The sequence below is a fragment of the Oceanisphaera sediminis genome, assembly GCF_039539745.1.
GTDB classification, from domain to species: Bacteria; Pseudomonadota; Gammaproteobacteria; order Enterobacterales; family Aeromonadaceae; genus Oceanimonas; species Oceanimonas sediminis.
In genome coordinates this window covers 62,443-87,437 of the sequence record NZ_BAABDS010000006.1, presented here as the reverse complement: position 1 = coordinate 87,437, position 24,995 = coordinate 62,443, and the positions used below count along the sequence as shown (strand labels likewise).

The following is a 24,995-nucleotide window of genomic DNA, read 5'->3' as shown; positions in this document are numbered from 1 at the left end:
ACGGGCAATTAAAAAAATTATCCGAAGACCACCCAAAGAAGGTGGAAACACCATTATTCCCGCTCTGCAGAACGCTGACGAACGAAAAACACTGATAGCCCCGATAAATAAAACTAATACCGGGAGCCGCCAGTAGAATTTCTAATACACTGCCGGCAACATAAAAGGAAGGCGCAAGGCTTAAATCAGTGCGAGGAAGTTGTTCAGCAGCCGGTGGCCGCCTTCGGTCAGGATGCTTTCGGGATGAAACTGCACGCTGTGCAGTGGCAGGGTGCGGTGTTGCATGCCCATGATTTCGTCCCGCTCGCCGGCCTCGTTCTCGGTCCAGGCGGCCAGCTCGAAACAGTCCGGCAGGCTGGCAGACTCGACCACCAGCGAATGATAGCGGGTTACGGTAAGTGGATCCGGCAAGCCGGCAAACAGCCCCTGCGCCGTATGACGAATGGCCGAGGTCTTGCCGTGCATCACCTGGCGTGCGCGTACCACCTGACCGCCAAAGGCCTGGGCAATGGCCTGATGCCCGAGGCAGACGCCGAGAATGGGCAGCCGACCGGCAAAGTGTTCGATGGCCATCAGTGAAATGCCTGCCTCAGTGGGCGTGCAGGGGCCGGGCGAAATCACCAGTCCGGCCGGTTGCAGGGCGGCAATCTCCTCCAGACCAATCTCATCGTTACGGCGTACCAGCACCTCTTGCCCCAGCTCGCCGAAATACTGCACCAGGTTGTAGGTAAAAGAGTCGTAGTTATCGATCATCAGCAGCATATTGAACTTATCTCTTTGATTTTAAAAAACTAACCAGCCAAACACTGCCTTGATACCCGTACTGAGACTTATATTTCATTTGATACCCTGTATCCGGAACCTCAACAGCACACACGAGGAGGCCGTATTCTCGCATCTATCCGGTTGGCGTCAAACTTCCGCGATCCGGACAGCACAATCCGTCGGTACGGCTTGAAGAGAGTGGAGTATGAGACCTACACCAGAACGCCGATTCGACTTACTCTGAAGACAGCGCCATCATTTTTTCATGAAAAAGACGCATTTCTTGATCCTCATCAATGCAAGTGGCTGCCTTTACCTTCGGACAAAGTTGCACCAAGTTGGTATAGTGTCTCAATCGGATACAAAAAAGACTATATATAACAATAACGGGTTAATAATGCTTAAGCGCTTTTTATGGTGGTTGCTGCTCGCATGGACAGTGCTGGCCGCCGTTCTCTGGGTGAGTAAAAAAATGTATGACAAAGGGCTGCAGCAGCAGGCCCTGAGCCGGCACCAGCACCTGATGAATGCCGCCAAAACCACGTTCCATGAACACCTGATGGTCGCCGTACAAAACACTCGGCTATTGTCCACCATGGCATTTGATCTGGGTTATCCTGATGCTCCCGCCGGCGAAAACCGGCAACGGCTGACGCAGGCGTTTATTAACAGCGCCAGCATCTTCGGTCGCTACGATCAAATCCGTATTATTGACTTGCAGGGGCAAGAGCGTATTCGCATCAACAATACCAATGCAGGGCCTGTTGCGGTACCCGAATCCGGACTGCAGAACAAACGGCATCGTTACTATATCCAGCAAGGGCTGAAACTGGCGCCCGGCCAGGTTTATCTGTCACCGCTTGATCTCAACACCGAGCAGGGTGAACTGGAAAAACCATTCAAGCCAACGATACGCCTGGTGGGCATGATGCAAAACACTCGGGGCGAACCCGCCGGGCTACTGGTACTGAACTTACGCGCCGCAGCCATGCTCAATCAGTTTATCGAGCTGTTTCCACAAGACGACAGGGCCATGCTGCTGAACGCCGATGGCTACTGGATGGTCAATCACGACTCGGTCAATGAATGGGGCTGGATGCGCGAACGCCCTGATCTGATAGCAGCGACCTGGCAGCCAGAACTGTGGCAAGAAATGCAAACCAACCGGCATGGTACGGCTAATATACAAAACAACCTGTTTAGTTATCTGTGGCTGGATATGGCCAATATCTACGAAAAAACGGTCGGTGGCCGCTATGCCAGCAACCTTGGTCTGATCAGCGATCTCTGGGCCTCTCAGTGGCTCATGATGGTACAGACCGCCCCTCGGCAATGGCAGTCTGGGGCCATTTATCTTCATCCCTGGTTCAAAGCGGCACTCGCCGGGCTTTTTATGATGGTGCTGGTAAAAGTGTACCTGTTGGTGCGCAATAAGCACCATGCTCGGGAAAAAGCTCGCCTTGAACAGATGCAATTGGAGTACTTCAGGGATCTTTACGAAAACGCACCTATCGGCTACGTCACCCTGGCAGAGGACGGCCGCATTTCCAATATCAACAAGCAGGCACTGAAATATCTGGGTTACCGGCGAGAAGAGCTGATCAATCGCTTAAAACTGATTGAACTGGTCGATAACGAGGTTCAGAAAGATGCGCCGGTATTACTGGAAAACATGTTTAAAGATGAAAAACATCATTTTCGCGTGACCATGAAAACCAAGCAGGGGGCCCCTCAGGTGATGTCTTGCAGTGTTTCATCCCGTCTTAATGATGAGCGTACCCTTGAGCTTAGCCGCTTCAGCATGCAGAACGTGACCGAACAGGCCCGACTGGAGCAACAGCTTCAACAACTGGCCTACAAGGATCCGCTCACGGGTGCCGCTAACCGCCGCCGATTTTATGAACAGGCCGAGCGAGAAATGATCCGCGCCAACCGAAACGGTTCACCACTAACGGTGTTAACACTCGATATCGATCACTTCAAGAAGGTGAATGACACTTACGGTCACGATGCCGGCGATGAAGTACTGATCGCGCTGGCTGAACATTGCCGGCTTGCCCTCAGGCGCACCGATATTCTGGCCCGTTTCGGCGGTGAAGAGTTCGTGATCCTGCTGCCCGACACACCACTGCAGCAGGGAGCGCACAAGGCAGAGCTGATTCGCAGGACCCTGGCAGAACTGCCGGTCACGGTATCCAGCGGAGCCGAGATCAGGTTTGCCGTGTCACTGGGCGTCGCCACCTTATCAAGCCGACATCAAGGTATTAAAGATCTGCTGCAATCCGCTGACGAGGCCCTTTATCAGGCCAAAAACAGTGGCCGTAACCGAGTATGTATGGCCGGCACACCAGAAAAGCCTGACTTGCTCGTAATCTGATCCCTTTGACAACGGGCCGATGCAGCACTGTTTTGCCGATTATGCGGACTTGATCCGGAAAATCACCACATACAGCAGTGGCACCACCACCAGGGTAATCACGGTGGCAAAGGCCAGACCGAACATGATGGTAACCGCCATGCTTTTAAAGAAGGGATCCATCAACAGCGGTGCCACCCCCAGTATGGTGGTCAATGCGCCCAGAAACACCGGCCGGGCCCGGCTGACGGCGGCGTCCACCACGGCGGCAAAGCCCGCCTTGCCGTCACCGATTTCCGCATCCGCCTGATCCACCAGCACGATGGCGTTTTTCACCAACATGCCAATCAGGCTCAGCAGGCCAAGAATAGCCATAAACTCGAACGGCACCTGAAACACCAGCAGGCCGACGGTGACGCCGATAATGGCCAGGGGCGCGGTCAGCCATATCACCAGGGGCTGGCGCAGGGCGTTAAACATCACCACCACCGCCAGTATCATGGCACTGAAGCCATAGGGCGCCGACAACAGCAGGCCTTCATTAGCCTCTTTCGAAGCCTTGTCTTCTCCATGCCATTCCAGCCGGTAACCGGGCGGCAGGGCCATGGCCTCAATATTCGGTCGCAGCCGCTCCAGCAGTGGTCCCGACAGCTCGCCCGGCAGCGGATCGGCCTGGGCCTTGATGGTAGGGAACCGGTCCACCCGCCGTATAATGGCGTCCACCCATTCCAGCTTCACCGCCGTGACCAGCTGACCGACCGGCACATACCGTTTGGCCGTAGGGCTGTAAACCTGCACGTTTTCCACCATGTCGGCACTGGCACGCTCGGCGGCCGGTGCCCGGGAGATGATGGGGATCAGCTGGTCTCCTTCGCGATACACCCCAATACGCTCGCCGCTGAAGGCGCGATTGATGGCCTGACTGATGTCGGTAAGGGTCAGCCCGGCCCGGCGGGCAGCCACTTCATCCACCACCGGGCGCAGCACCGGCACCTTTTCGCGCCAGTTATCCTGAATGGCAATGGCGCCCTCGTGCTGGGCCATGATGGCCTTGGCCTCTTCGGCCAGTTGGCGCAGCACCACCGGATCCGGCCCCATGAAGGCGGCTTCTATTTTCTTGCCACCGCCCCGGCCCAGCATGAACTTCCACACCTTGATGTCGGCCAGCGGATGACGCGCAGACAACTGCTGCTGCAGCTCGGCCACCATATCGGCAATCCGGGTGGGATCCTCTACATCCACCAGCAACTGGCCGTAGCTGGTGTTGGGATCTTCCGGTCCGTAGGTGAGCATAAAGCGCAGCCCGCCCTGACCGATAAAGCCGGTGACGTGAGTCACGCCATCCTGCTCTTGCACAAAGTCGCTCATGCGCGCCAGTTCCGCCTCGGTTTCCCGAATATCGGTCCCCTGTGGCAGATACATGTCTACCACAAACTGAGGCCGGGCCGACTCCGGCATAAAGCCCGGCTGCACCCATTTAAAGCCGAACACGGCACCGGCCAGCAGCGCCAGCAGCAGGCCGCCGGTCAGGGCGCGATGACGCAGGGCCGCACGCAGCAAGACGCGATAGCGCGCCAGCACGCTCGACTCGGGAACATCATTTGCCGACGGCGACACTTTCAGCAGCGCCACACAGAACAACGGCGTCAACGTGACCGCAAACAGCCAACTCAGCAACATGGAATAGAGGATCACCCAGAACAGGGAACCGGCGTATTCGCCCATGTCGGTGGGCGACAGGCCAATGGCGCTGAACGCCAGAATGCCCACGGCGGTGCCCCCCAGCAACGGCCATTGGGTGGCCTGCACCACGGCAACGGCGGCCCGGCCGGCCCGCTCGCCCTTTTGCATCCGCACCAGAATGCCGTCGGTCACCACGATGGCATTGTCCACCAGCATGCCCAGGGCGATGATCAACGCCCCCAGCGATACCCGTTGCATGGCAATGCCGTCGAGCTTCATGGCGATCAGGGTACCGGCCACCGTCAGCAGCAGCACGGCGCCCACGATAATGCCGCTGCGCAGCCCCATAAACACCACCAGCACCAGCACCACTATGGCCACCGCCGCCGCCAGGTTGGCCACAAAGCCGTTCACCGACTCCCGCACCGAGTCGGACTGGTAGGAGACTTCATTCAGCTCCATACCAAGCGGCCGTTCGCCTTCAAGCTCCATCAATCGGGCCCGTACCGCATCGCCCATATCCACCACGTTGCCGCCGGTCACCTGAGAAATCCCCAGGCCAATGGCCGGCTGGCCGTCGTATTTCATCAGTGCATGGGGCGGCTCGCTTTCGGCCCGGGTAATACTGGCCAGATCTTTCAGAAATACCACCCGATCGCCATCCTGGGAGGTCAACGCCAGGTTGCCCAGCGCCGCCACCGAGTCGGCCTGTCCGGTGGGGCTGAAATACACCCGCTGGGGGCCAATTTGCAGATCCCCCGCGTCGGTGATGACATTTTGCCGGCGCAGGGTCTGATAAATGCTGTCCAGGGATACATCCAGGCGGGCGGCCCGAGCGGCGGAGATTTCCAGATAAATAGCCTCCTGGGGTGCCCCCAGGGTGGCCACCCGGGCCACGCCCGATACCTGCAGCAGCTCCCGCTCCAGCCCCTGCAGGTAGTCCTTGATATGCTGCAGGGTAAAGCCCTCGCCGGTGACCGCAAAAAACAGTGCGTACACATCACCGAAGTCGTCGTTCACCACCGAGGGGCCCGCCCCCGGTGGCAGCTTGCGCTGGGCGTCGTTCACCTTGCGTCTGAGCTTGTCCCACACCTGCTCCAGCTCCCGGGTGCTGTGGGCAAAGCGCATGTCTATGTCCACCTTGACCAGGGAGTCGCCCATGCGCGACACCGAGGTCACTTCTTTCAGCTCCTGCAGTTGCTGCACCGCGTCTTCAATCACTTCGGTGACCTCTTCCGCCACCTGCGTCGGCAGCGCGCCGGGATACGGGGTGGAGATCACCGCCTGGCGAATGACAAATTCCGGATCTTCATAACGCGCCAGGCTCTGATAACTGATGTAACCGCCCACCAGCAACAACAGGCAGGCCATCCAGGCAATAGTGCGCCTGGCCAGGGTATGTTCGGCAATATTCACGGGAAGATCCTTGTTCAGGGAGTGGGTTGCAGCGGACGCACCCTGGTGCCTTCCCGCAACTGGCTGACACCGGCAGTGACAATGCGCTCGCCGTGATTGAGGCCGTCTTGTACCACCACGCTGTTACCCTGCACCCGGCCAAGGGTAACCGGCTGACGCTCAACCCGTTCACTCTCGGGGTTGACCTTCCACACACTGGTGTCGCCATCGGGGCCGGCCACCACCGCCTGCAGCGGGATCATGACCGGACCGGCTTCTGTTTGTTTCATCGCTGTTGGCAGCACGTCCACCGACATACCCGGCAGCAGGGTAAAGCCGGCCTCGGCGTCCAGCGCCAGTACCGCCTCGTAGCTCTGGGTCTGGGGATCGGCCTCGGCGGAGAACGACTTCAGCCGCACCGGCAGCGGCTGCCCGGGCTTGTCGGCAAACACCGCAACTCCTTCCACCTGCCTGGGGGCGGTACGCACCACCCGTTCGGGCACGCTAATCACGATTTCGAGGTTTTGGGTGTCCTGCAGACTCAGCACCGACTGCTTGGCCTGCACATTGCTGAAGTTTTCCACCTGGCGGCGGGTGATCACACCGGCGAAGGGCGCCAGCAGCCGCGTGTCATCCATGTCCTTTTTGGCCGCCAGGTAGCCCGCCCGGGCCACCTCCATGGCGGTGCGTTTTTGATCCACCTCGGCCCGGGCCACCGCCTGACTTTGCTGCCAGATGCGGTTAACCCGGTTAAAGTCGGTACGGGCCTTGCCGAATTCGGCCTCGGCCGAATTCAGGCGAATTTGGTAATTTTCTCCGTCGAGTCTGGCCACCAGCGCGCCCCGTTCCACCCGTTGCCCTTCTCGTACCGGCAGTTCCACAATACGCCCGGGCACATTAAAGGCCAGTTCCGCCCGCTGCACCGCGCGCACCCGGCCCGGAAAACGCAGGCTCGCCTCGCCGGCACCGGCACCTACCCGCATGATCTGCGCCGGCCGTACCACTTCTTCGCTGGCTACTGGCGGCACGTCCCGATCACAACCGGCCAGGCCGGCCAACAGCCCGGCTGCACTCAGCAGACCGAGCACTGCGTTTTTCCATCCCATGTTTCTGCCACTCTTGTTTGTTTGAGTCTGTTGTGGCCCCAACCGGCCCCAGGCGCTTTATTCAAGGTATAGTGTCGGCCAAAGTCCGCTTGCCAACAACGTCGGGGACACCCAAAATGGGTAATCATTTTTTCTTTTTTTACAAAGATATAAAACGGTATGGCAATCGACGACGATCATCTCACCACCCATTTTGGGCGAATATGGCCGGCGCATGTGGAGGCGCTGACCGAGTTGCTGATCCAGCTACGACAGCAGTTTGACGGCGATCTCGACCTGATGCTGATTCTTGGCATTATCGGCACCCGTACTCAGCCGGCACGCCTGGCCAGCGCCATGACCTATGCCCAGTTCACGGCACACGACCGGCCCACGCCCGTGAGCCGGCCCATCAATATTCAGTCGGTGGCAGAGTGCAGCGGCATCGCCCGGGAGACGGTACGCAGAAAAGTCGGTCGGCTGGAAAACATGGGGCTGGTCACCCGTGAAGCAAACGGCAACCTGCTGGTCACACCTCAAGCCACGGGAGAGCTAACCCCGTCCACCGAGGCCAGCCTGCGTTATATGGCGGTAATGCGAAAGCATTACGGTAATGAGGGCCAACACTCGTAATAAGTCGCATCAACACGCTTAGTGACACTCCGGCCTGCTGAATACGGTTCAGGCCGTGATTGCGCCCGGTTATCAGGCGCGGGTGACCGGGAAGGCGATCACCTGCTCCAGCCGTTCGGCACCGAGCGCCAACATGATCAGCCGATCGATGCCCAGCGCCACCCCGGCACAGTCCGGCAGCCCGGCTTCCAGCGCCGCCAGCAGATAGTCATCCACCGGCCGACACGGCAAGCCACGCTCGAGACGATCCCGGTTATCCTGCTCGAACCGGCGGCGCTGCTCGGCCGCATCACTGAGTTCATGAAAGCCGTTGGCCAGCTCTATGCCCTTGAAGTAGACCTCGAACCGCTCGGCTACCCGGTCATCGGTCGGGCTGATGCGGGCCAGTGCCGCCTGGCTGGCGGGAAAGTGGTAGACGAAACACGGCTCACGCTGGCCGATGCGAGGCTCGACTCCCAGTGCAAATAGCAGCTGCAACAGGGTATCTCTGTGCTCTTCACGGGCCACCAGATCGTCGGCTCCCAGGCCCAGACCGGCGGCACGCAGCTGATCCATCGAGCCGGTCAGCGGACACACCCCCAGGGTATCGATAAAGGCCTGCTGGTAGCTGAGTCGCCTGGGCGCACCGCCGCCCAGTACGACCTGCAGCAAGTCGGCCATTTCATCCATCAACCGGTGGTGATCGAAGCCGGGGCGATACCATTCCAGCATGGTGAATTCCGGATTATGCAACCGCCCGGATTCTTCATTACGGTAGGCTTTGCAGATCTGGTAGATGGCGCCACTGCCGGCCGCCAGCAACCGCTTCATGTGAAATTCCGGCGAGGTTTGCAAGTAGAGCGCCAACCCCTGTGCCATGCCGGGACCGACGAAGCGGGTCTCGAAATTGTCCAGGTGTACGTCGGTCACGCCGGCGCCGGCCAGGGTCGGGGTATCGACTTCCAGCACGCCACGCTCGGCAAAGAAGCCGCGGATCCGCGCCAGCAGGCGAGCACGCTGTTGTAAAAAAGGGAGGCTGGCCGTGGGGGGCCAGGCAATGGAAGTCATGTGCGATGTCATGTAAATAGCGCCCAAATAAGCGGATTTTACTCTTAAAATGGGCGCTTGCCAGCTTAACGGGCGCCTTTCAGCTCTATCTGGTTTCCTTCGGGATCGAACAGATAAACGGAGAGACCTTCACCTCCTGCCCCGTAACGCAGCACCGGTGCTTCGAAGATCACCCCGTTCAATGACAGATAGGTGCAGAGCTCATCCGCATCGAAAGGAGCGATGTTAAGACAAAAGTGATCCATATTGGCCTTGCACCGTTCGGGAGTTTCGCCATCTCCCCCCAGCGGCCCGCGAATATCGACCAGATCGATCAGCTGCGCTCCGGCCCGCAGTTGATAGAGGCCGATGTCACTTTTTTCCCGTTCCAGAGTACAACCAAGAATACGACAGTAAAAATCCAGCATCCGCGCCGGCTGCCTCACCCTCAGCACCAGATGATCCAGCCCCAGAATCTTGAACATAACGAAACCCTCCCTGCCAGGATGCTAACAGCATGGCGTAAAAGCGTACAAAATAACAGCACCATTGCGTTCGGGCGGCGGCCATGCCTCGCCGTTCATCGCCGGGGCCGGCCTGAGCCGGCTGATTAATTTCTTGAATAATGAGTCAGGATAGTTGCAAAAAGTTTTCGCACACCTACAATGCTGAAAACCGGGGGCCTAAGAAACCCCCGGTTTTTTTGTGCCTGTCACTTACTGAGGTAATACCATGCGTATCGAACAAGACTTGAAACTGGGCTTTAGCGATGTGCTGTTTCGCCCCAAGCGCTCTACTCTCAACAGCCGTTCTCAGGTAGAGCTGGGCCGCGAATTCGTGTTTAAACATTCAGGTCGTCGCTGGTCCGGTGTGCCGGTTATTGCCGCCAACATGGATACCGTGGCCACCTTTGCCATGGCCCGCTCTCTGGCCCGTCACCGGCTCCTGACCGCGGTACACAAGCATTACTCGGTGGCCGAGTGGCAGGCATTTGTTCAGGAAGAAGGCGCCGATGTACTGCAGAACGTTATCGTCTCCAGCGGCACCTCCGAAAAAGACTTCGAGAAGCTGCAGCAGGTACTGGCGTTGTCGGATGAGCTTGGCTTTATCTGCATCGACGTCGCCAACGGTTACAGCGAGCATTTCGCCGCCTTTGTCAGCAAGGCTCGCAAGCAGTGGCCAAAACACACCATCATTGCCGGTAACGTGGTCACCGGTGAAATGGTGGAAGAGCTGATCCTGTGCGGCGCCGATATCGTCAAGGTCGGCATAGGTCCGGGCTCCGTTTGTACCACCCGGGTCAAGACCGGCGTCGGCTACCCGCAGCTGTCGGCCATTATCGAGTGCGCCGATGCGGCTCACGGTTTGGGTGGCCAGATCATCGGCGACGGTGGCTGTACCTGCCCCGGCGACGTGGCCAAGGCCTTTGGTGGCGGCGCCGACTTCGTGATGCTGGGTGGCATGCTGGCGGCCCACGAAGAATGCGGCGGCGAGCTGGTCGAGCGCGATGGCAAGACCTTCATGAAGTTCTACGGTATGAGCTCTTCCAGCGCCATGGACAAGCACGCCGGTGGCGTGGCCAAGTATCGCGCGGCAGAAGGTAAGACCGTCGAGCTGGCGTTTCGCGGTCCGGTAGAAGACACCATTCAGGACATTCTGGGCGGCGTTCGTTCAACCTGTACCTACGTAGGTGCCCAGCACCTGAAAGAGCTGACCAAGCGCACCACCTTTATTCAGGTGCGGGAACAGGAAAACAACGTCTACGGAAAAGAATAAAAGCGGTAAGCGATAAGCTGTCAGCTATAAGAAAATCACCGTTCTATATAATAAACAACGGATGAGAAAGCAGAACCAGACACCAGAGCTCACAGACAAAAGGGTGTTGTTTGACTTACAGCTTAAAGCTGATGGCTTACGGCTGCGTTACAATAAAAAAGGCGCCAAAAGGCGCCTTTTTTTATTGTAACGTCCGAAGCTTACTTCACGCGGGAAACGTATTCACCGGAGCGGGTATCCACCTTCAGCACTTCACCAATCTGGATGAACAGCGGCACTCGTACTACGGCGCCGGTGGTCAGGGTGGCGGGCTTGCCGCCGGTGCCGGCGGTGTCACCTTTCAGGCCCGGATCGGTTTCCACCACTTCCAGCTCAACGAAGTTGGGCGGCGTCACGGAAATTGCGGCGCCGTTCCACAGGGTCAGGGTGCACACGTCCTGTTCCTTCAACCACAGCTTGGCATCGGCAACGGCTTTCTCGTCGGCGGCCAGCTGTTCGAAGGTCTCGTTGTTCATGAAGTGATAGAACTCGCCATCGTTGTACAGATAGGCCAGCTCCATATCCACCACATCGGCGGCTTCTACGGTGTCACCGGATTTGAAGGTTTTTTCCAGCATCTTGCCATTGAGCAGACGACGGATCTTCACCCGACTGAACGCCTGACCTTTACCGGGCTTGACGAATTCGTTTTCGACAATGGCACAGGGCTCGCCATCCAGCATAATCTTTAGGCCGGCACGGAAATCATTGGTACTATAAGAGGCCATTTTACCCTCGTGAGTTTGACAGAGTTGCAGAAAATGCCGGCAATGATACCCGTAAATGGGGGCGATTTACATATTAACTGGCAAAAAGAACTTGGCCAGGCCTTTACCTCTCCCGAGCAGCTGTTGCATTACCTGCAGATCGACGCGGCCCCCTGGCAGTCCGGCTTTCGGGCCCGGCAGCTGTTTCCGATGCGGGTGCCCCGGCCCTTTGCCGACAAGATGCGACCGGGCGACGCCCGGGATCCCCTGCTGCGTCAGGTGCTGCCCCTGGGCGAGGAATTCGAACAGGTACCCGGCTTCGTGACCGATCCGCTCGACGAGCACGACAGCGCCCTGCCCGGTCTGTTGCACAAATATGAGTCACGGGTGCTGCTGGTGGTGCGTGGTGGTTGCGCGGTGAACTGCCGCTACTGCTTTCGTCGCCACTTTCCCTACGCAGACAACAGCCCCGGCCGCGAAGGCTGGCGCGAGGCGCTGGACTATATCGCCGCTCACCCCGAGATCAACGAAGTCATCCTCTCGGGCGGTGACCCGCTGATGGCCAGAGACGATCACCTCGACACCCTGATCACCGGCCTGGAAGCCATCCCCCACCTGAAGCGGCTGCGCATTCATACCCGGCTGCCGGTGGTGATTCCGGCCCGGTTGACCGAGGCGCTGCAACAGCGACTCGGCCAAAGCCGGCTGCAGGCGGTGATGGTGCTGCACATCAACCACGCCAATGAAATTGACGATGAGCTGAGCAGCCGACTCGCTCCCTTGCGCCAAGGCGGCATTACCCTGCTCAACCAGAGTGTGCTGCTGGCCGGGGTGAATGATGATGCCGACGCCTTGTGCCAACTGTCGGAACGACTGTTTGAGGCCGGGGTGATGCCCTATTATCTGCATCAGCTGGACCAGGTTGAAGGCGCCGCGCACTTCGCGGTAAGCGACCGGCAGGCTACCGCCTTGCTGGCGGACATGCTGACCCGGTTGCCCGGTTTTCTGGTCCCCAAGCTGGTGCGCGAAATCGGCGGTGAACACAGCAAGACGCCCATCGATCTGGGTCTTGAACCGAACCGACATTAACAGACAGAAGGAACCGATATGCACGACTCCGTGACCGCTAAATTGAACGACACCCTGAAAGAGCTGTATCACCAGGCGATTGATGCCGACAAGAAACTGGCCGAGCTGCGCACGCGTGGCCAGGCTAAATTCAGCGCCGTATTGCGCCAGGACAGCCAGTTCATCACCCATGCGGATCATTTCATGCCCTATGTGGCCGAGCTGGCGGAAGAGCTGGAACTGCTGGCGACGGCCAGCGATGAGGAATATCAGGATTTGTTGTCACGCATGGTGCACAAGATCCAGCTGCTGGCCGAAACCCTCAGCCATTTTTCCCGGCTGTCTTGAGCTCTTGTCAATATCGCGCCGCCGGCTACTGAGCCTGGCGGTGCTTGAGCCAGCCGACCACCTCTTCGGCCGGCAAGATCTCGGCCACCGCATCGCCCTGCACCAGCAACGACTGCGCCATATTTTCAAGTATCTCAAGCTCCGCCGCATGATCGACACCGCAGCAAATCAGCGGTTGCTGCAGTACACCCGCCAGGGCAAACAAGGTTTCCAGCTGCCGGCGAGGCTCGCCCTCGCGTTCAATGCCGCTGCAGAAGGTGGCATCCAGCTTCAGCCAGCTGAGCGGGAGTTGCGACAGGGTTCCCCAGGCCGAACGACCACTGCCGAATTCGCTCAGCGCCATGCGAATGCCCGTCGCCCTGAGCGCGTTCATCACCTCCAGTGCCTCACGCGTATCCAGCATCGCCACGTTTTCATCGATATCCAGCACCAGTGCCTCGGCCGGCAGCCCGTATTGTTGCAATATCGGCACTATGGTTTGATCCAGCCCGGATCGAAACAGCGCCGGTGGCACCGTCAGGCTGACAAACACCGCAGGCCTGCCCGGTGTTTTCCACAGCGGTAACTGTCGACAGATCTGATGCAAAAACCACATGAACAGCCGTTCCGACAGGTGATATTGCTCAGTGACCCGCATCAGCTCTGTCGTTGGAATAATCCCGAATCCCGGATGATGCCAGTTCAACAGCGCCTGCAGCCCACGACAATCGCCGCCGGGCTTTTCTATCAGCGGCTGTAGCTGCAGACTCAAGCCGTTACCGTCCAGTGCCGCCGGCAGATCGATGGCCAGCTGCTGGCGACGCGACATTTCTTTCAGCAGAGAAGGGTCGAAAAACACATAGGGCAGCCGCTCTCGCCGACACAACTCCAGCGCCAGCTCCCCCCGGGCTCGCAAATCCACCAGGTTGTCCGCATCCGCCGGATACAGCACCACCCCCATAAGCGGCGTCAGGTAAAAATCATGGGCATCAATGGACACCTTGTCGGTCAGTGCCTGACGAAAACGGGACAGCTGCGCCCGCACTTCTTCCAGCGAGACCACACCCCGCCCCAGTATCACTATCCCTTCCTGCCGGGGCTGCGCAATGAACTCATGGGATTGCAGGCTCTGTTGCAGACGTTGACAGAAAGCCTGCAACAGACGATCCGCCACCTCGAATCCGAAGCGATGATGATGTTCGGCCAGATCTTTCAATTCCAGTACGGTCACACTGAAAGGCATTTTCTGTTCGATCATCGGTGCCATGCGTCGTTGCAGGGCAAAACGATTGGGCAACCCGGTCAGCGGATCCTGCAGTTGCTGAATCCAGTAATGCCGCAGCTCCCGAAACAACAACAGCAACAGCAGGGCCAGAGTAATAAACAAGCTCACTATCTGGATATGAAGCTGCTTGCCCAGTTTGCGATAAGCCTGGTCATACTCCGCATAAAATCGCACATTGCCATGCATGGTCGCGGTCACGGTACGAGACAGTGGCTCCAGATAGGGCGTCAGCTCGGTCAGAATGAAGCGATAATCCGGCGAGCCGGGTTGCAGCTCTGCCACCGCCCGTTCCAGCCCCCGCACCCGAGTATCGATCTGGCGAATCAAGAGCCACAGGTCGGGTCGATCGCCGAGAGTATCCTTGAACTGGCTGCTCAGCAGTATCGGGATTCGGCTCCAGAGAATATCGTAACGCAGCGCCAGTTCGTCTTTAGCGATGGCATTCGCCCGCAGCAAACGCACCGCATCCAGAAAACGGTCCATCTCCAGTTGCAGTTGCATCAGCGACCAGGGAACCTCGTAGGTACGTTGCTCCAGCACCGTATTGTGCTGGCGAATATCCATCAGGGTATGGGTGGCGCCACTGCCAAGAATGAGCATGCCCAGCAACAGCAGGCCACCAATAATCAGCTTGAAGGAATGAAGGTGGCCATATTGGTTATCCGCACGCAGAAATGAAGAAAAAAACGGTCTCATTCAGGCTCCGAATGCACACTGATGCTGCTGAGCTGCCAGGCCATGAAGTGCAGAAGATCGGCCTGCTGCACCTTGGGCACCCGATCGAAGGGCAGCATCAACCATAGCGGCCCCTTGTTACGGCGGCTCATCTTCTTGCCATCGTCCTGCCAGGCGAGAATGGGATTCAAGGGGCTGACTTGTGGCCAGTCGACGGCCACGCTGAAGCCGTTCAGGGCCTCCAGGTGCAGAGTAACCACCCGGCGATGACCGAACAGTCGTGTTACCAGCCGGTTCAGATCCACCCCCCGGTAGTGATGAGGCCTGCTCACCCAGGGATGGGCCGTGGTGATCTCGGCCTGAGGCATGGCCTGCAGCTCGCTCAGGGTAAAATCCAGTCGCTCATATTGCCGCTCATCGAGCCGCATATCTCCGAGCAGGGTCAGCACCACCGGTTCCGACGCCTGGGCCTGCCATGACCACAGCAGCAACATCAGTATTCTGCCCATCAGCTTCATTACCGCTTCTCCTTAACACCGACAGGCCGGACATCATCTTCAAGGGAATGACATCATGCCTCAAGCGAATACCATCATACCTAAATCATTGAGTCAGACCGAAGTGTAATTGATTAATAACACTGTTAATTGCGATATTTTAAGCATATAAAATTAAAAAACCGGGCACAGAGGCCCGGTTTTTGGATCATGGTCGGTTCAGCGACCAGGAAGTATCAATGTGATTCAGATCACATCATACCACCCATGCCGCCCATACCACCCATGCCGCCCATGTCCGGCATGGCCGGCGCGTCTTGCTTGGGCAGCTCGGTCACCATGGCTTCGGTGGTGATCATCAGGCCGGCCACGGAGGCGGCGAACTGCAGCGCAGAGCGGGTCACCTTGGTCGGATCCAGAATACCCATGGCCAGCATGTCGCCGTAGGTGTCGTTACCGGCGTTGTAACCGAAGTTACCTTCACCGTCCTTGATTTTGGAAACCACAACCGAGGCTTCTTCGCCAGCGTTGGTAACAATCTGACGCAGCGGAGATTCCATGGCGCGCAGGGCAACCTTGATACCCACGTTCTGGTCTTCGTTGTCGCCACGCAGTTCGGCCAGCGTGCTGGCAACGCGAACCAGGGCCACACCGCCGCCCGGTACCACGCCTTCCTCTACCGCGGCACGGGTCGCGTGCAGGGCATCGTCGACGCGGGCTTTCTTCTCTTTCATTTCCATTTCGGTGGCAGCACCGACCTTGATCACGGCAACACCGCCGGCCAGCTTGGCCACGCGCTCTTGCAGCTTCTCTTTGTCGTAATCGGAAGAAGAGTCTTCGATCTGCTGGCGAATCTGCGCCACGCGCGCTTCGATGGACGCCACTTCACCCACGCCATCGATGATGGTGGTGTTGTCTTTGGTGATAACCACGCGCTTGGCACGGCCCAGATCTTCCAGGGTGGCTTTTTCCAGCTCCAGACCCACTTCTTCGGAGATCACGGTACCACCGGTCAGGATAGCGATATCCTGCAGCATGGCCTTGCGACGGTCGCCGAAGCCCGGGGCCTTGACGCCGGCGACTTTCACGATGCCGCGCATGTTGTTCACCACCAGAGTGGCCAGCGCTTCGCCTTCGATGTCTTCGGCAACCAGCAGCAGCGGCTTGGATTGCTTGGCGACGCCTTCCAGTACCGGCAGCAGTTCGCGAATGTTGGAGACTTTCTTGTCAACCAGCAGGATGAAGGGGTCTTCCAGCTCGACGGTACCGGTTTCCTGCTTATTGATGAAGTAGGGAGACAGGTAGCCACGGTCGAACTGCATGCCTTCTACCACGTCCAGCTCGTCCTGCAGGCCCTGACCTTCTTCTACGGTGATCACACCGTCGGTGCCCACTTTTTCCATGGCTTCGGCAATCAGCTCGCCCACGGTTTCGTCGGAGTTGGCAGAGATGGTACCTACCTGAGCAATGGCCTTGGTGTCTTTACAGGGAACAGACAGGTTCTTCAGCTCGGCAACGGCCTGGATCACGGCCTTGTCGATGCCGCGCTTCAGGTCCATCGGGTTCATGCCGGCGGCAACCGCCTTCAGGCCTTCGTTAACGATGGACTGAGCCAGTACGGTGGCGGTAGTGGTACCGTCACCCGCTTCGTCGTTGGCCTTGGAAGCGACTTCCTTCACCATCTGGGCGCCCATGTTTTCGAACTTGTCTTCCAGCTCGATTTCCTTGGCAACGGACACGCCGTCTTTGGTGATAACGGGAGCACCAAAAGACTTGTCCAGTACCACGTTACGGCCTTTCGGGCCCAGGGTAACGCGAACGGCGTCGGCCAGGATGTTGACACCCTTGAGCATTTTTACGCGAGCGTCATTACCAAATTTAACTTCTTTAGCAGCCATTGTTCATATTCCTTGAAACTTGAAAGTAGATAAACCGGATGATTATTCGACGATAGCCAGAATGTCGTTTTCGGACAGGATCAGTACTTCCTGGCCGTCCAGCTTCTCGGTTTTCACGCCATAGCCTTCGTTGAAAATGACCTTGTCACCCACCTTGACGGACATGGCTTTCACTTCGCCGCTGTCCAGCGTGCGGCCATTACCTACCGCCAGCACCTCACCACGGGTGGACTTTTCGGCGGCAGACCCGGTCAAAACAATGCCTCCGGCTGATTTTGACTCGGCTTCAATACGCTTGATAATAACGCGATCGTGCAATGGACGAATGTTCATCGATAACTCTCCTGATGAGTGTTGTTACCTAGTGATATAAACGGCCGGCGGCCGCAAACTGTTATGCTGTCTCTCTATATGGGAGCGCATTCCCCCCCTTCAAGGGTTTAGGGTATAAATTTTTTTAAAAGCGCGACCGGCGACGGTATCATGGGCATCGCCTCTGCCAAGCAGGCTCATTCATTTCAAGAGATTTTTCGTGCTACAACACAACTCGCTGCTGACCTCCCCCATAGGCCCGCAACTGGCCAGAATGGCCGGGCCCATGGCGCTCGGCATTGTCGCCATTCAGGCCTTTAATCTGGTCGATATCTTTTTCATCGGCCTGCTCGGCACCGATGCCCTGGCGGCCATCAGCTTTACCTTTCCGGTCACCTTTGTGGTGATCTCGCTGGCCATGGGGCTGGGCGCAGGTTTGTCCGCCTGCCTGGGCCAGGCGCTGGGTGCCGGCAACCGGCAAGAGGCCGCCCAGTTCACCAGTCACAGCCTGCTGCTGGCGCTGCTGCTGGTCTGCCTGCTGGCCGGTTTGGGGGCCAGCACCATAGACCCGCTGTTCCGGCTGCTGGGCGCCACCGATGCACTACTGGTGCCGATCCACGACTATATGCTGATCTGGTATCTGACCATGCCGCTGCTGGTGCTGCCCATGGTGGGCAATGCGGCCATTCGCGCCACCGGCGATACCCGCACCCCCAGTCTGGTGATGCTGGTGGCCGGCCTGGTCAACGGCCTGCTCGACCCGCTGCTTATCTTCGGCATTGGCCCCTTTCCCGAGCTGGGCATCAGGGGCGCCGCCATCGCCTCGGCCAGCTCCTGGTTGATGGCCACTATCGTCGGGCTCTGGCTGTTGTGGCGCCGGGAGCAATTGCTGCTCTGGCCCTGGCTGCGGCTGGACAGGGTAGTGCCGCACTGGCGCCAGCTGTTGCAGGTGGCCATTCCCGCCTCCTTTACAAACCTGCTCAACCCGCTCACCACCGCTGTGCTGATGATGATACTGGCCGGGCTGGGCAAGGAGGTGGTCGCCGCCTACGGTGCCGCCTCGCGCATCGAGGCGCTGATGCTGATTGCCATGATGGCGCTCAGCTCGGTGCTGGCGCCCTTTATTTCCCAGAATACCGGAGCCGGCCTGCACGATCGCAGCCGGCAGGCCCTGCTGCTGTCGATGCGCTTTGCGCTCGGCTTTCAGCTGCTGGTGTTCGGCTTGTTGTGGTGGCTGGCCCCCTGGCTGGCACGCCAGTTTACCGACAGTGCCGAGGTAAGCCGGCACCTGACCTTTTATCTGCGGCTGGTGCCCTTGGGGTATGGTTTGCAGGGCTGCTTCATGCTGTTGGCATCGGCGCTGAACGGGCTGCGGGTATCGAGTATTTCACTGCTGTTCAACGCCATCCGGCTGTTCGGTCTGCTGTTGCCGCTGGCCTGGCTGGGCAACCAGTGGCACGGGGAAGCTGGTGTCTTTACCGGCATTCTGGTGGCCAACATGCTGGCGGGCATCATCGCCGGTGGTTTCGCCTGGCGGCGTTTCCCCTTTAAAATCAATCACCCGGCAAACTAAAGCGGTAAGCCATCAGCTGTCAGAAGTAAGCCAAGCTAAAACAGGCACTAACGCTGTCCCTGAGCCGTCTTACCGGGCTGGCCCTGGTATCTTTCTTTAGCTGATGGCTTACCACTGACGGTTTATACCAATCTGACTAAGTAACTGATCTGTTTAGCTTCTCTGTAAAGATCGAACGAAGGGTCTACTCCACCGACACGCTGCAAGCACCTCCATGTGGCGCTCAGCACATGACGTCCTGTCATGTGATGGTCGCTGGAGCAGAACCCTTCATCCGCCCCTCTGCTGCGGCGTCGCCTGTGGGAGCGCCCTGCAGACAACTCGGTGTTCCAGAAGAGGCAACAGAGAACGCCTCCCACGACCGTGAAATGCCAGGGACGGCATTTCCGAGCCCCCATGGGGCAGCTTGCTGCCGTATCTCTTTGTTGGGTAATGGACCGAATATCCAGTGAATATTCGCAGCCGTTACCCAGCAAAGATGGCGAGTCCAGTGGCGTGTCGAGGGAGGCGGCTGTGTTGCCTCTGAGCTCGGATTTAAAAATGATCAGATCTTTATTCAAATTGGTATTACAGCTGTTACTTATCGTCCTTACGCTGAAAGTCACCCTCAAAGGTGGTGCCTCCTTCACTTCGTTCCGAACCTTGTTCCGGGTGTCGGCCCAGTCGCTCCCGAGTCGTGCGGGTCTCGCTGTATTCATGATATTCGGCGGTAAAGGTGCGGCCCTGGTTGCCGCGTACATGTGCCTTGCTGATGAAGCGTTCGATCAGGACGGCACGTACCGGCGGCAGCAGCAGCAGCACGCCGCCCAGATCCGACACGAAGCCCGGCAACAGCAGCAAGACACCACTCAGGGCCAGCATGATACCGGCCAGCATCTCCCGCGCCGGGGTTTCGCCCTGGTTCACCTTGCGCTGGGCTTCCATCAGCGTCTGCAGGCCCTGAATACGCACCAGGCTGATGCCGACCACGGCGGTCAGCATGATCAGCGCGATAGTACTCCAGGCGCCGATGGCCGAGCCCACCTCGATGAATACAAAAATTTCCAGCAGGGTGGCGGCGACAAACATCCAAAAAATCTTACCCACTAAAACCTCATCTTCGCCTGCATTGGCGATGTATTGGGGAGAAACCATCAACATGGGGGCGAAGCGCGTTATTTTCAAATCATGCAGCGCGATGATTTTAGTCCGGAGCAAGGCTATAGTAGCCGTCACCCGGTGCTCTCTGCCGCCATTCAACTCACAAGGTGATTCATGTTGCGTATGCCGCTGTTATTGCTGACCACCGCCTTGATCGCGCTCCCGAGTCAGGCCGGGGTGCTGGACTGGCTGGGCCTGAGCCCCGAGCCGGCGGCATCACATTCCTCGTTTCTGCCGGTCGAGCAGGCCTTTGTACTCACCAGCAAGCAAACGCCCGCGGGGTTGCAGCTGGAGTTCGCCATGGCCCCCGGCTATTACCTTTATCGCCATCGGCTGTCGGTCTCCCCTAACAATGCCCGCTTCGGTGACTGGGCGCTGCCCGACGGCACGGCGCACGAAGACGAATATTTCGGCAAGACTCGGGTGTATTACCAGAGTCTTGCGCTGACCGTACCGCTACAGCAGGTGATGCCAAACGGCGAAGCCGAAATCCGTTATCAGGGCTGCACCACCGGGCTTTGTTATCCGCCCCAACAGGTCAGTATTCCGCTGGCGCCGCTGCGTTAATGAGGCGCCGCTGGATTAACCGATGAGCATGACCTTCGACAGTCACAAGATGAACGATGAGTACAGTGTAAGTAACCACGCCGCCGATAACCCGGCGTCGCCCTGGCACCTTTATCTGCTGCGCTGCCGTGATGGCAGCCTGTATGCGGGTATCAGCCTGGATCCGGTGCGCCGCTGCAAAGAACACAACCAGCAGGTTTCCCGCGCTTCCCGTTATGTCTGGTCCCGCCGCCCGGCGGAGCTGGTGTGGCAACGTGCCGTGGCCAGCCAGTCGGTGGCGCTGCAACTGGAATACCGCCTGAAGAAACTGAGCAAGACAGCAAAAGAAAAACTGTTGCAGGACGACAACGGCTGGCTGACGCTGCAGGCCAAAATAAAAACGGCGCCCTGAGGCGCCGTGGTTTGCTTGCTCTACCGCCTTACTCCGCTGTCGGAGCTTCGGCTACTGCTTCCGGCTGTTCGGCCGCCTTGATATCCAGCAGCTCGACTTCAAATACCAGCACCGCATTACCGGGAATGCTACCGGCACCCGACTCGCCGTAACCCAGATCGGCCGGGATAAACAACTTGTACTTGGAGCCAACGGACATCAGCTGTACGCCTTCGGTCCAGCCCGGAATCACCTGATTCAGCGGGAAGCTGGCCGGCTCGCCACGCTCGACCGAACTGTCGAAGGTAGTGCCATCCACCAGAGTACCGGTGTAGTGCACGGTCACCACGTCTTCGGCCGCCGGCTTGGCGCCTTCGCCCTCGGTCAGCACTTCGTACTGCAGGCCGGACTCGGTCACCTTGACGCCGTCACGCTTGGCATTTTCTTCCAGGAAGGTCTTGCCCTCTGCCAGGGTGGTCGCCGCCTGTTCCTGAGCCTGGGTTTCGATCAAGCCGTTGATATGCTCGTCATAAGCGGTCAGCGCGGTCTGAATTTCTTCGTCGCTCATCTGCCCCTTGTCGGTAAAGCCGTCTTTTACGCCCCGGAGTATGGTCTCGTTGTCCAGCTCGACACCCAGCTCCTGCTGTTTTTCCAGGGTGGAGCCGATGTAGCGTCCCATGGACAGGCCGATGGCATAGGCAGACTTGGCTTCAAAGCTGGTCAGCTCCGGTGCCGCTTCTACTGCCGCCGGGGCAGACGCCTGCTCTTCTTTACAACCACTCAGACCCACCAATACCGCAGAGGCCAGCAAACTGACTTGTAACAGTTTTTTCATTATTCACTCCAGAACAGGGGAAAAACCCCATGGAAAATGAGATGCTTATCAATCCGAACCTATACTACCGTTTCAAGTTGCCGATGCGAAAGCCCAAGCTCATAAAAATGCCCGCCAGCCTGCTGCTGATGACAATGTGTGTCACATTTATGCTGCTCTTCGGCTGCGATACAGGTGATACGGCGGTGAGCCAGAGCCGTTATGCCAAGGGCACCGTGCTGGCAGCACAAACCAGTGCCGATGGGCGCTTTACCCTGGTCGCCAGCGGCCCCAGCCCGGTACAGGTATGGCAACGCGGTCAGGAGCAACCGCTTTACCGCTGGTACCAGGGCGAAAGCACCGACGATATTCTGCTGCTGGCCATTTCTCCCGACAGTCACAGTGCGGCCACCGCCAGCCTGGACACGGTGGCCGTGTGGTCGCTGCAGAACGGCCGCAATCTCGGTTTCTATCAGCTGAATCACTCATTACGTGCGCTGGCGCTGGCCAACGATGGCCGCAGTCTGCTGCTCGGTTATCACAACGGCGAGGTCGAATATGTCGATCTGCAGAGCGGCCGCCGGCTGGTATTCATGGGCCACCGGCTCGAGGGCGAAAACAGCCGCATCAACTCGGTAGACTTGTCCGCCAACGGCCGTTACGCCATCAGCGCCAGCCAGAACGGCCGAGTCATGTTATGGCAAACCGACGACGCCGCCATTCTCGGTCGCTGGCAACATGAAAATAGCGTCAGTCTGGTGCGTCTGGACGGTGAAGGCCGCCTGGCCTTCAGCGCCGATGCTCAGGGCCAGGGTGAGCTGCACCGCTTGCCGTCGGGCGAACTTTATTCTCGTTTGCAGGTGCCTTACCGCGGCCAGACCTTTATCAGCGCCCGGCTGGATTCGGCCAGCAATCGACTGTTGACCGGCAGCACCGCCCGTCGTCTGGAGCTGTGGCAACTGGACGATGGCCAACACCTGCAACAGTGGGAAGTCGGCCTGCATACCAAACTGCGTCCCGCCAGTGCCATGGTTTATGATGTGGCCTTTATCGATCAACAACATGTTTACAGCGTCAGCTCCGCCGGCCTGGGTGAAACCTGGGACATAGTTCAGAGAGAACAGAATCATGAATGAAGACATACTGTACCGCCTGGATCAGCTGGAAACCCGGCTGGCCTTTCAGGACGACACCATAGAGCAACTGAATCGGGAGATTACCGCTCAGGGCACCGAAACCGCCCGCCTCAAGGCCCAGCTCAGCCTGATGGTGAAAAAGCTGAAAGAACTGCAGCCCGGAGAAGTCGCCGATCAGGCAGACGAAACGCCACCGCCGCATTACTAAAAGCGTGAGGAGTAAGGGGTGAGGAGTAAGACAACAAAAAAGGCGCCGAGGCGCCTTTTTTACTGCCAAGCCGAAGCTTAGTGCTTGTGACCGCAGCAACCGCCTTCATGGTCGTGCTCGTGGTCATCATGACCATGCTCGCCATGTACGTGGCCGTGCGCCAGCTCTTCTTCGGTCGCTTCACGCACTTCGCGTACCACGCCCTTGAAGGTCAGGGTCATGCCGGCCAGCGGATGGTTACCGTCCACCTTGACGTATTCTTCCGCTACTTCAACGATGGTCACCGGGCGGTGGCCGTCATCGGTCTCGGCCACGAAGGTGTCGCCTTCGGCCACTTCCATGCCGTCGAACAGCTCGCCGGGTACCGACTGTACCAGGCCATCGTCGCGCTCGCCGTAAGCCTGCTCGGGGCTCAGGGTCACGTCGAAGTCTTCGCCAACGACCTTGTCGTTCAGCACCGCTTCCAGACCGGCCACCAGGTAGCCGGTACCGTGCAGGTATTCCAGCGGCTGCTTGCCTTCGGTGGAGTCGAGGATGTCACCGTTGATGTTGGTGACGGTAAAGTCCAGCGTAACCACGCTGTTTTCGGATACTTTCATGGGAATAACCCTGCAGGTGAATTTTGCCATAGCATACAGGATGGCAAGTCGGGATGAAATGCAACGGCCACACAAGTGCCCCTCGTTGTGACCGCCGTGCGTCGTCGTTTATTCCGGCTTGAACACGCCGATCACATCGCCACCACCGGCTTGCCTGACCTGGTCGTCGGTCTGGCTCTGGGTGTGGCCGCAGCCGACACATTCGACTTTCTCGACACCGTGCTCCATATACAGCATCATGGTGTCCATGGCCTTACAGCGGGGGCAAACGGCCCCGGCAATAAAGCGCTTTTTACGACGGGTTTCCATGGTTTTACATCCTGAACGACAAACCTGACCCCGAATTCTCCGCCAAAAATGAACCTACTACAATGACCACAACCGCCCATTACAGCATTCATCATCAGCTTCTTGATCTACCTCACTTGGTGCCGGGCAAACGCCAGCGTCACATCAAGGGTGTGCTGCTGCTGATGCACCAGGGCGCCGGGCTGCTGCAGCTGGGCCGCCATTATTATCCGCTGGTCGAGGGCGAAGCCGCCTTTCTGCCCGCCGATACCCTGTTTGCCTGGCATGGCTTTGCCCACAGCCGACTGAGCCGGGTCGAGCTGTCGCCCCGGCTGGAACAGCCTACCCAGGCCGGCAGGTTGACCCCCTCGCCCCTGCTGAACGCCATTGCCGGCCGCCTGGCCGACTGGCCGGGCGAGCAAGACTGGCAAGGCGCCCATGGCCGCCTGTGTCGAATACTGCACGACGAGCTGCAACTGCAGACGGTACTTCCCGTGGCATCGCAACCGCCGTTGCAGCAGTTGGTCACCGACAGTCCCACCGGCTTTACCCTGGCATCAACGCAACAGGCCGAGTTTCGCCGCCATTTTGGCTGCGATGCAGACAGCTTTCGCCGCCAGTGCGCGCTCTTGCTGGTGCTGCGCGATCTGGCCAAAAGCCCGAATCTCGAACAGTTGGTGCAGGGTTATGGCTTTACCTCGGTGCCGCAATTTGAACAGGATTGTCGCCATTGGCTGGCACCCCCCTGTCATCGGAGCGGTAAAACCGGGTAA

Annotated in this window: 25 protein-coding genes; 11 read left to right on the top strand and 14 right to left on the bottom strand. The window is 58.5% G+C overall.

Going from position 1 to position 24,995, the window contains the following annotated elements; genetic code table 11:
- Positions 1-180 precede the first annotated feature (180 nt).
- Entirely contained in the window at positions 181-762 is a 582-nt protein-coding gene (locus tag ABD827_RS02900; RefSeq protein ID WP_344962174.1) for an anthranilate synthase component II, read from the bottom strand.
- 475 nt (positions 763-1,237) lie between these two features.
- Here ABD827_RS02900 and ABD827_RS02895 point away from each other — a divergent pair, with 475 nt between their 5' ends.
- Positions 1,238-3,142, top strand: a complete 1,905-nt coding sequence (locus ABD827_RS02895; protein WP_344962172.1) for a sensor domain-containing diguanylate cyclase — start codon at positions 1,238-1,240, stop codon at positions 3,140-3,142.
- 39 nt (positions 3,143-3,181) lie between these two features.
- Here ABD827_RS02895 and ABD827_RS02890 read toward each other — a convergent pair whose 3' ends face one another.
- Together ABD827_RS02890 and ABD827_RS02885 are read right to left on the bottom strand one after the other, a co-directional pair.
- Complete coding sequence (locus ABD827_RS02890; RefSeq protein WP_344962170.1) at positions 3,182-6,220, bottom strand: efflux RND transporter permease subunit; 3,039 nt, start codon at positions 6,218-6,220, stop codon at positions 3,182-3,184.
- 14 nt (positions 6,221-6,234) lie between these two features.
- Positions 6,235-7,305, bottom strand: a complete 1,071-nt coding sequence (locus ABD827_RS02885) for an efflux RND transporter periplasmic adaptor subunit (RefSeq protein ID WP_344962168.1) — start codon at positions 7,303-7,305, stop codon at positions 6,235-6,237.
- A 159-nt stretch (positions 7,306-7,464) separates the two neighbouring features.
- On the opposite strand from ABD827_RS02885, the gene ABD827_RS02880 reads away from it, so the two are divergent.
- Entirely contained in the window at positions 7,465-7,917 is a 453-nt protein-coding gene (locus ABD827_RS02880; RefSeq protein WP_344962166.1) for a hypothetical protein, read from the top strand.
- Between the two features lie 72 nt (positions 7,918-7,989).
- Here the strand turns inward: ABD827_RS02880 and epmA are convergent, their stop codons facing one another.
- Positions 7,990-8,964, bottom strand: a complete 975-nt coding sequence (gene epmA, locus ABD827_RS02875) for an elongation factor P--(R)-beta-lysine ligase (RefSeq protein WP_344962164.1) — start codon at positions 8,962-8,964, stop codon at positions 7,990-7,992.
- A 65-nt stretch (positions 8,965-9,029) separates the two neighbouring features.
- Complete coding sequence (locus ABD827_RS02870) at positions 9,030-9,428, bottom strand: VOC family protein (RefSeq protein ID WP_344962162.1); 399 nt, start codon at positions 9,426-9,428, stop codon at positions 9,030-9,032.
- 247 nt (positions 9,429-9,675) lie between these two features.
- On the opposite strand from ABD827_RS02870, the gene ABD827_RS02865 reads away from it, so the two are divergent.
- Entirely contained in the window at positions 9,676-10,719 is a 1,044-nt protein-coding gene (locus ABD827_RS02865; RefSeq protein WP_344962160.1) for a GMP reductase, read from the top strand.
- A gap of 200 nt (positions 10,720-10,919) precedes the next feature.
- Here ABD827_RS02865 and efp read toward each other — a convergent pair whose 3' ends face one another.
- Positions 10,920-11,486 carry an elongation factor P gene (gene efp, locus ABD827_RS02860; RefSeq protein ID WP_344962158.1) on the bottom strand — a complete coding sequence of 189 codons (567 nt, stop codon included), beginning with the start codon at positions 11,484-11,486 and terminating at the stop codon, positions 10,920-10,922.
- Between the two features lie 42 nt (positions 11,487-11,528).
- Between efp and epmB the strand changes: the two genes are divergently transcribed.
- Together epmB and ABD827_RS02850 are read left to right on the top strand one after the other, a co-directional pair.
- Positions 11,529-12,554: an EF-P beta-lysylation protein EpmB gene (gene epmB / locus ABD827_RS02855; RefSeq protein ID WP_344962156.1), complete on the top strand. Its 1,026-nt coding sequence runs from the start codon at positions 11,529-11,531 to the stop codon at positions 12,552-12,554.
- 18 nt (positions 12,555-12,572) lie between these two features.
- Positions 12,573-12,881, top strand: a complete 309-nt coding sequence (locus ABD827_RS02850; protein ID WP_344962154.1) for a hypothetical protein — start codon at positions 12,573-12,575, stop codon at positions 12,879-12,881.
- A 25-nt stretch (positions 12,882-12,906) separates the two neighbouring features.
- Here the strand turns inward: ABD827_RS02850 and ABD827_RS02845 are convergent, their stop codons facing one another.
- From ABD827_RS02845 to ABD827_RS02830, 4 genes are all read right to left on the bottom strand, one after another.
- Positions 12,907-14,841, bottom strand: a complete 1,935-nt coding sequence (locus ABD827_RS02845; RefSeq protein WP_344962152.1) for an EAL domain-containing protein — start codon at positions 14,839-14,841, stop codon at positions 12,907-12,909.
- Entirely contained in the window at positions 14,838-15,338 is a 501-nt protein-coding gene (locus ABD827_RS02840) for a putative pterin-binding protein (protein ID WP_344962150.1), read from the bottom strand. Before ABD827_RS02840 ends, ABD827_RS02845 begins: the two co-directional genes overlap by 4 nt.
- 230 nt (positions 15,339-15,568) lie before the next feature.
- A complete protein-coding gene (gene groL, locus ABD827_RS02835; protein ID WP_298715944.1) occupies positions 15,569-17,215 on the bottom strand; it encodes a chaperonin GroEL in 1,647 nt (548 codons plus the stop codon).
- A gap of 42 nt (positions 17,216-17,257) precedes the next feature.
- Positions 17,258-17,548 (bottom strand): co-chaperone GroES, encoded by a 291-nt coding sequence (locus tag ABD827_RS02830; protein ID WP_298715946.1) that lies wholly within the window; start codon positions 17,546-17,548, stop codon positions 17,258-17,260.
- 199 nt (positions 17,549-17,747) lie between these two features.
- Between ABD827_RS02830 and ABD827_RS02825 the strand changes: the two genes are divergently transcribed.
- Positions 17,748-19,100: an MATE family efflux transporter gene (locus ABD827_RS02825; RefSeq protein ID WP_486348557.1), complete on the top strand. Its 1,353-nt coding sequence runs from the start codon at positions 17,748-17,750 to the stop codon at positions 19,098-19,100.
- Positions 19,101-19,676: 576 nt separating this feature from the next.
- Here the strand turns inward: ABD827_RS02825 and ABD827_RS02820 are convergent.
- Entirely contained in the window at positions 19,677-20,186 is a 510-nt protein-coding gene (locus ABD827_RS02820; RefSeq protein WP_344962148.1) for an FxsA family protein, read from the bottom strand.
- A 168-nt stretch (positions 20,187-20,354) separates the two neighbouring features.
- Between ABD827_RS02820 and ABD827_RS02815 the strand changes: the two genes are divergently transcribed.
- Complete coding sequence (locus ABD827_RS02815) at positions 20,355-20,807, top strand: protein-disulfide reductase DsbD domain-containing protein (RefSeq protein WP_344962146.1); 453 nt, start codon at positions 20,355-20,357, stop codon at positions 20,805-20,807.
- A gap of 22 nt (positions 20,808-20,829) precedes the next feature.
- The gene (locus ABD827_RS02810) at positions 20,830-21,198 is read left to right on the top strand and encodes a GIY-YIG nuclease family protein (protein WP_344962144.1); all 369 of its coding nucleotides are present in this window, start codon (positions 20,830-20,832) and stop codon (positions 21,196-21,198) included.
- Positions 21,199-21,226: 28 nt separating this feature from the next.
- Here ABD827_RS02810 and fkpA read toward each other — a convergent pair whose 3' ends face one another.
- The gene (fkpA, locus tag ABD827_RS02805) at positions 21,227-22,012 is read right to left on the bottom strand and encodes an FKBP-type peptidyl-prolyl cis-trans isomerase (protein ID WP_344962143.1); all 786 of its coding nucleotides are present in this window, start codon (positions 22,010-22,012) and stop codon (positions 21,227-21,229) included.
- Between the two features lie 185 nt (positions 22,013-22,197).
- Here fkpA and ABD827_RS02800 point away from each other — a divergent pair, with 185 nt between their 5' ends.
- Positions 22,198-23,127 carry a WD40 repeat domain-containing protein gene (locus tag ABD827_RS02800; protein ID WP_344962141.1) on the top strand — a complete coding sequence of 310 codons (930 nt, stop codon included), beginning with the start codon at positions 22,198-22,200 and terminating at the stop codon, positions 23,125-23,127.
- A complete protein-coding gene (locus ABD827_RS02795) occupies positions 23,120-23,335 on the top strand; it encodes a SlyX family protein (protein ID WP_344962139.1) in 216 nt (71 codons plus the stop codon). Before ABD827_RS02800 ends, ABD827_RS02795 begins: the two co-directional genes overlap by 8 nt.
- A 77-nt stretch (positions 23,336-23,412) precedes the next feature.
- On the opposite strand, the gene ABD827_RS02790 is transcribed toward ABD827_RS02795, so the two are convergent.
- A complete protein-coding gene (locus ABD827_RS02790; protein WP_298715959.1) occupies positions 23,413-23,934 on the bottom strand; it encodes an FKBP-type peptidyl-prolyl cis-trans isomerase in 522 nt (173 codons plus the stop codon).
- 108 nt (positions 23,935-24,042) lie between these two features.
- Positions 24,043-24,243, bottom strand: a complete 201-nt coding sequence (locus tag ABD827_RS02785) for a YheV family putative zinc ribbon protein (RefSeq protein ID WP_298715961.1) — start codon at positions 24,241-24,243, stop codon at positions 24,043-24,045.
- A gap of 62 nt (positions 24,244-24,305) precedes the next feature.
- On the opposite strand from ABD827_RS02785, the gene ABD827_RS02780 reads away from it, so the two are divergent.
- Positions 24,306-24,995, top strand: coding sequence for a hypothetical protein (locus ABD827_RS02780; protein ID WP_344962136.1), 690 nt, complete (start codon positions 24,306-24,308; stop codon positions 24,993-24,995).

What these genes read in the sequence shown, in the direction of transcription:
- ABD827_RS02900 (WP_344962174.1), bottom strand. Translation starts at nt 762, where the DNA reads ATGCTGCTGATGATCGATAACTACGACTCTTTTACCTACAACCTGGTG.
- ABD827_RS02885 (WP_344962168.1), bottom strand. Translation starts at nt 7,305, where the DNA reads ATGGGATGGAAAAACGCAGTGCTCGGTCTGCTGAGTGCAGCCGGGCTG.
- ABD827_RS02810 (WP_344962144.1), top strand. Translation starts at nt 20,830, where the DNA reads ATGAGCATGACCTTCGACAGTCACAAGATGAACGATGAGTACAGTGTA.
- ABD827_RS02780 (WP_344962136.1), top strand. Translation starts at nt 24,306, where the DNA reads ATGACCACAACCGCCCATTACAGCATTCATCATCAGCTTCTTGATCTA.
- fkpA (WP_344962143.1), bottom strand. Translation starts at nt 22,012, where the DNA reads ATGAAAAAACTGTTACAAGTCAGTTTGCTGGCCTCTGCGGTATTGGTG.
- epmB (WP_344962156.1), top strand. Translation starts at nt 11,529, where the DNA reads ATGATACCCGTAAATGGGGGCGATTTACATATTAACTGGCAAAAAGAA.
- ABD827_RS02830 (WP_298715946.1), bottom strand. Translation starts at nt 17,548, where the DNA reads ATGAACATTCGTCCATTGCACGATCGCGTTATTATCAAGCGTATTGAA.
- ABD827_RS02895 (WP_344962172.1), top strand. Translation starts at nt 1,238, where the DNA reads ATGTATGACAAAGGGCTGCAGCAGCAGGCCCTGAGCCGGCACCAGCAC.
- ABD827_RS02865 (WP_344962160.1), top strand. Translation starts at nt 9,676, where the DNA reads ATGCGTATCGAACAAGACTTGAAACTGGGCTTTAGCGATGTGCTGTTT.
- ABD827_RS02790 (WP_298715959.1), bottom strand. Translation starts at nt 23,934, where the DNA reads ATGAAAGTATCCGAAAACAGCGTGGTTACGCTGGACTTTACCGTCACC.
- ABD827_RS02795 (WP_344962139.1), top strand. Translation starts at nt 23,120, where the DNA reads ATGAATGAAGACATACTGTACCGCCTGGATCAGCTGGAAACCCGGCTG.
- ABD827_RS02880 (WP_344962166.1), top strand. Translation starts at nt 7,465, where the DNA reads ATGGCAATCGACGACGATCATCTCACCACCCATTTTGGGCGAATATGG.
- ABD827_RS02845 (WP_344962152.1), bottom strand. Translation starts at nt 14,841, where the DNA reads ATGAGACCGTTTTTTTCTTCATTTCTGCGTGCGGATAACCAATATGGC.
- groL (WP_298715944.1), bottom strand. Translation starts at nt 17,215, where the DNA reads ATGGCTGCTAAAGAAGTTAAATTTGGTAATGACGCTCGCGTAAAAATG.
- ABD827_RS02850 (WP_344962154.1), top strand. Translation starts at nt 12,573, where the DNA reads ATGCACGACTCCGTGACCGCTAAATTGAACGACACCCTGAAAGAGCTG.
- epmA (WP_344962164.1), bottom strand. Translation starts at nt 8,964, where the DNA reads ATGACTTCCATTGCCTGGCCCCCCACGGCCAGCCTCCCTTTTTTACAA.
- ABD827_RS02785 (WP_298715961.1), bottom strand. Translation starts at nt 24,243, where the DNA reads ATGGAAACCCGTCGTAAAAAGCGCTTTATTGCCGGGGCCGTTTGCCCC.
- ABD827_RS02870 (WP_344962162.1), bottom strand. Translation starts at nt 9,428, where the DNA reads ATGTTCAAGATTCTGGGGCTGGATCATCTGGTGCTGAGGGTGAGGCAG.
- ABD827_RS02840 (WP_344962150.1), bottom strand. Translation starts at nt 15,338, where the DNA reads ATGAAGCTGATGGGCAGAATACTGATGTTGCTGCTGTGGTCATGGCAG.
- ABD827_RS02815 (WP_344962146.1), top strand. Translation starts at nt 20,355, where the DNA reads ATGTTGCGTATGCCGCTGTTATTGCTGACCACCGCCTTGATCGCGCTC.
- efp (WP_344962158.1), bottom strand. Translation starts at nt 11,486, where the DNA reads ATGGCCTCTTATAGTACCAATGATTTCCGTGCCGGCCTAAAGATTATG.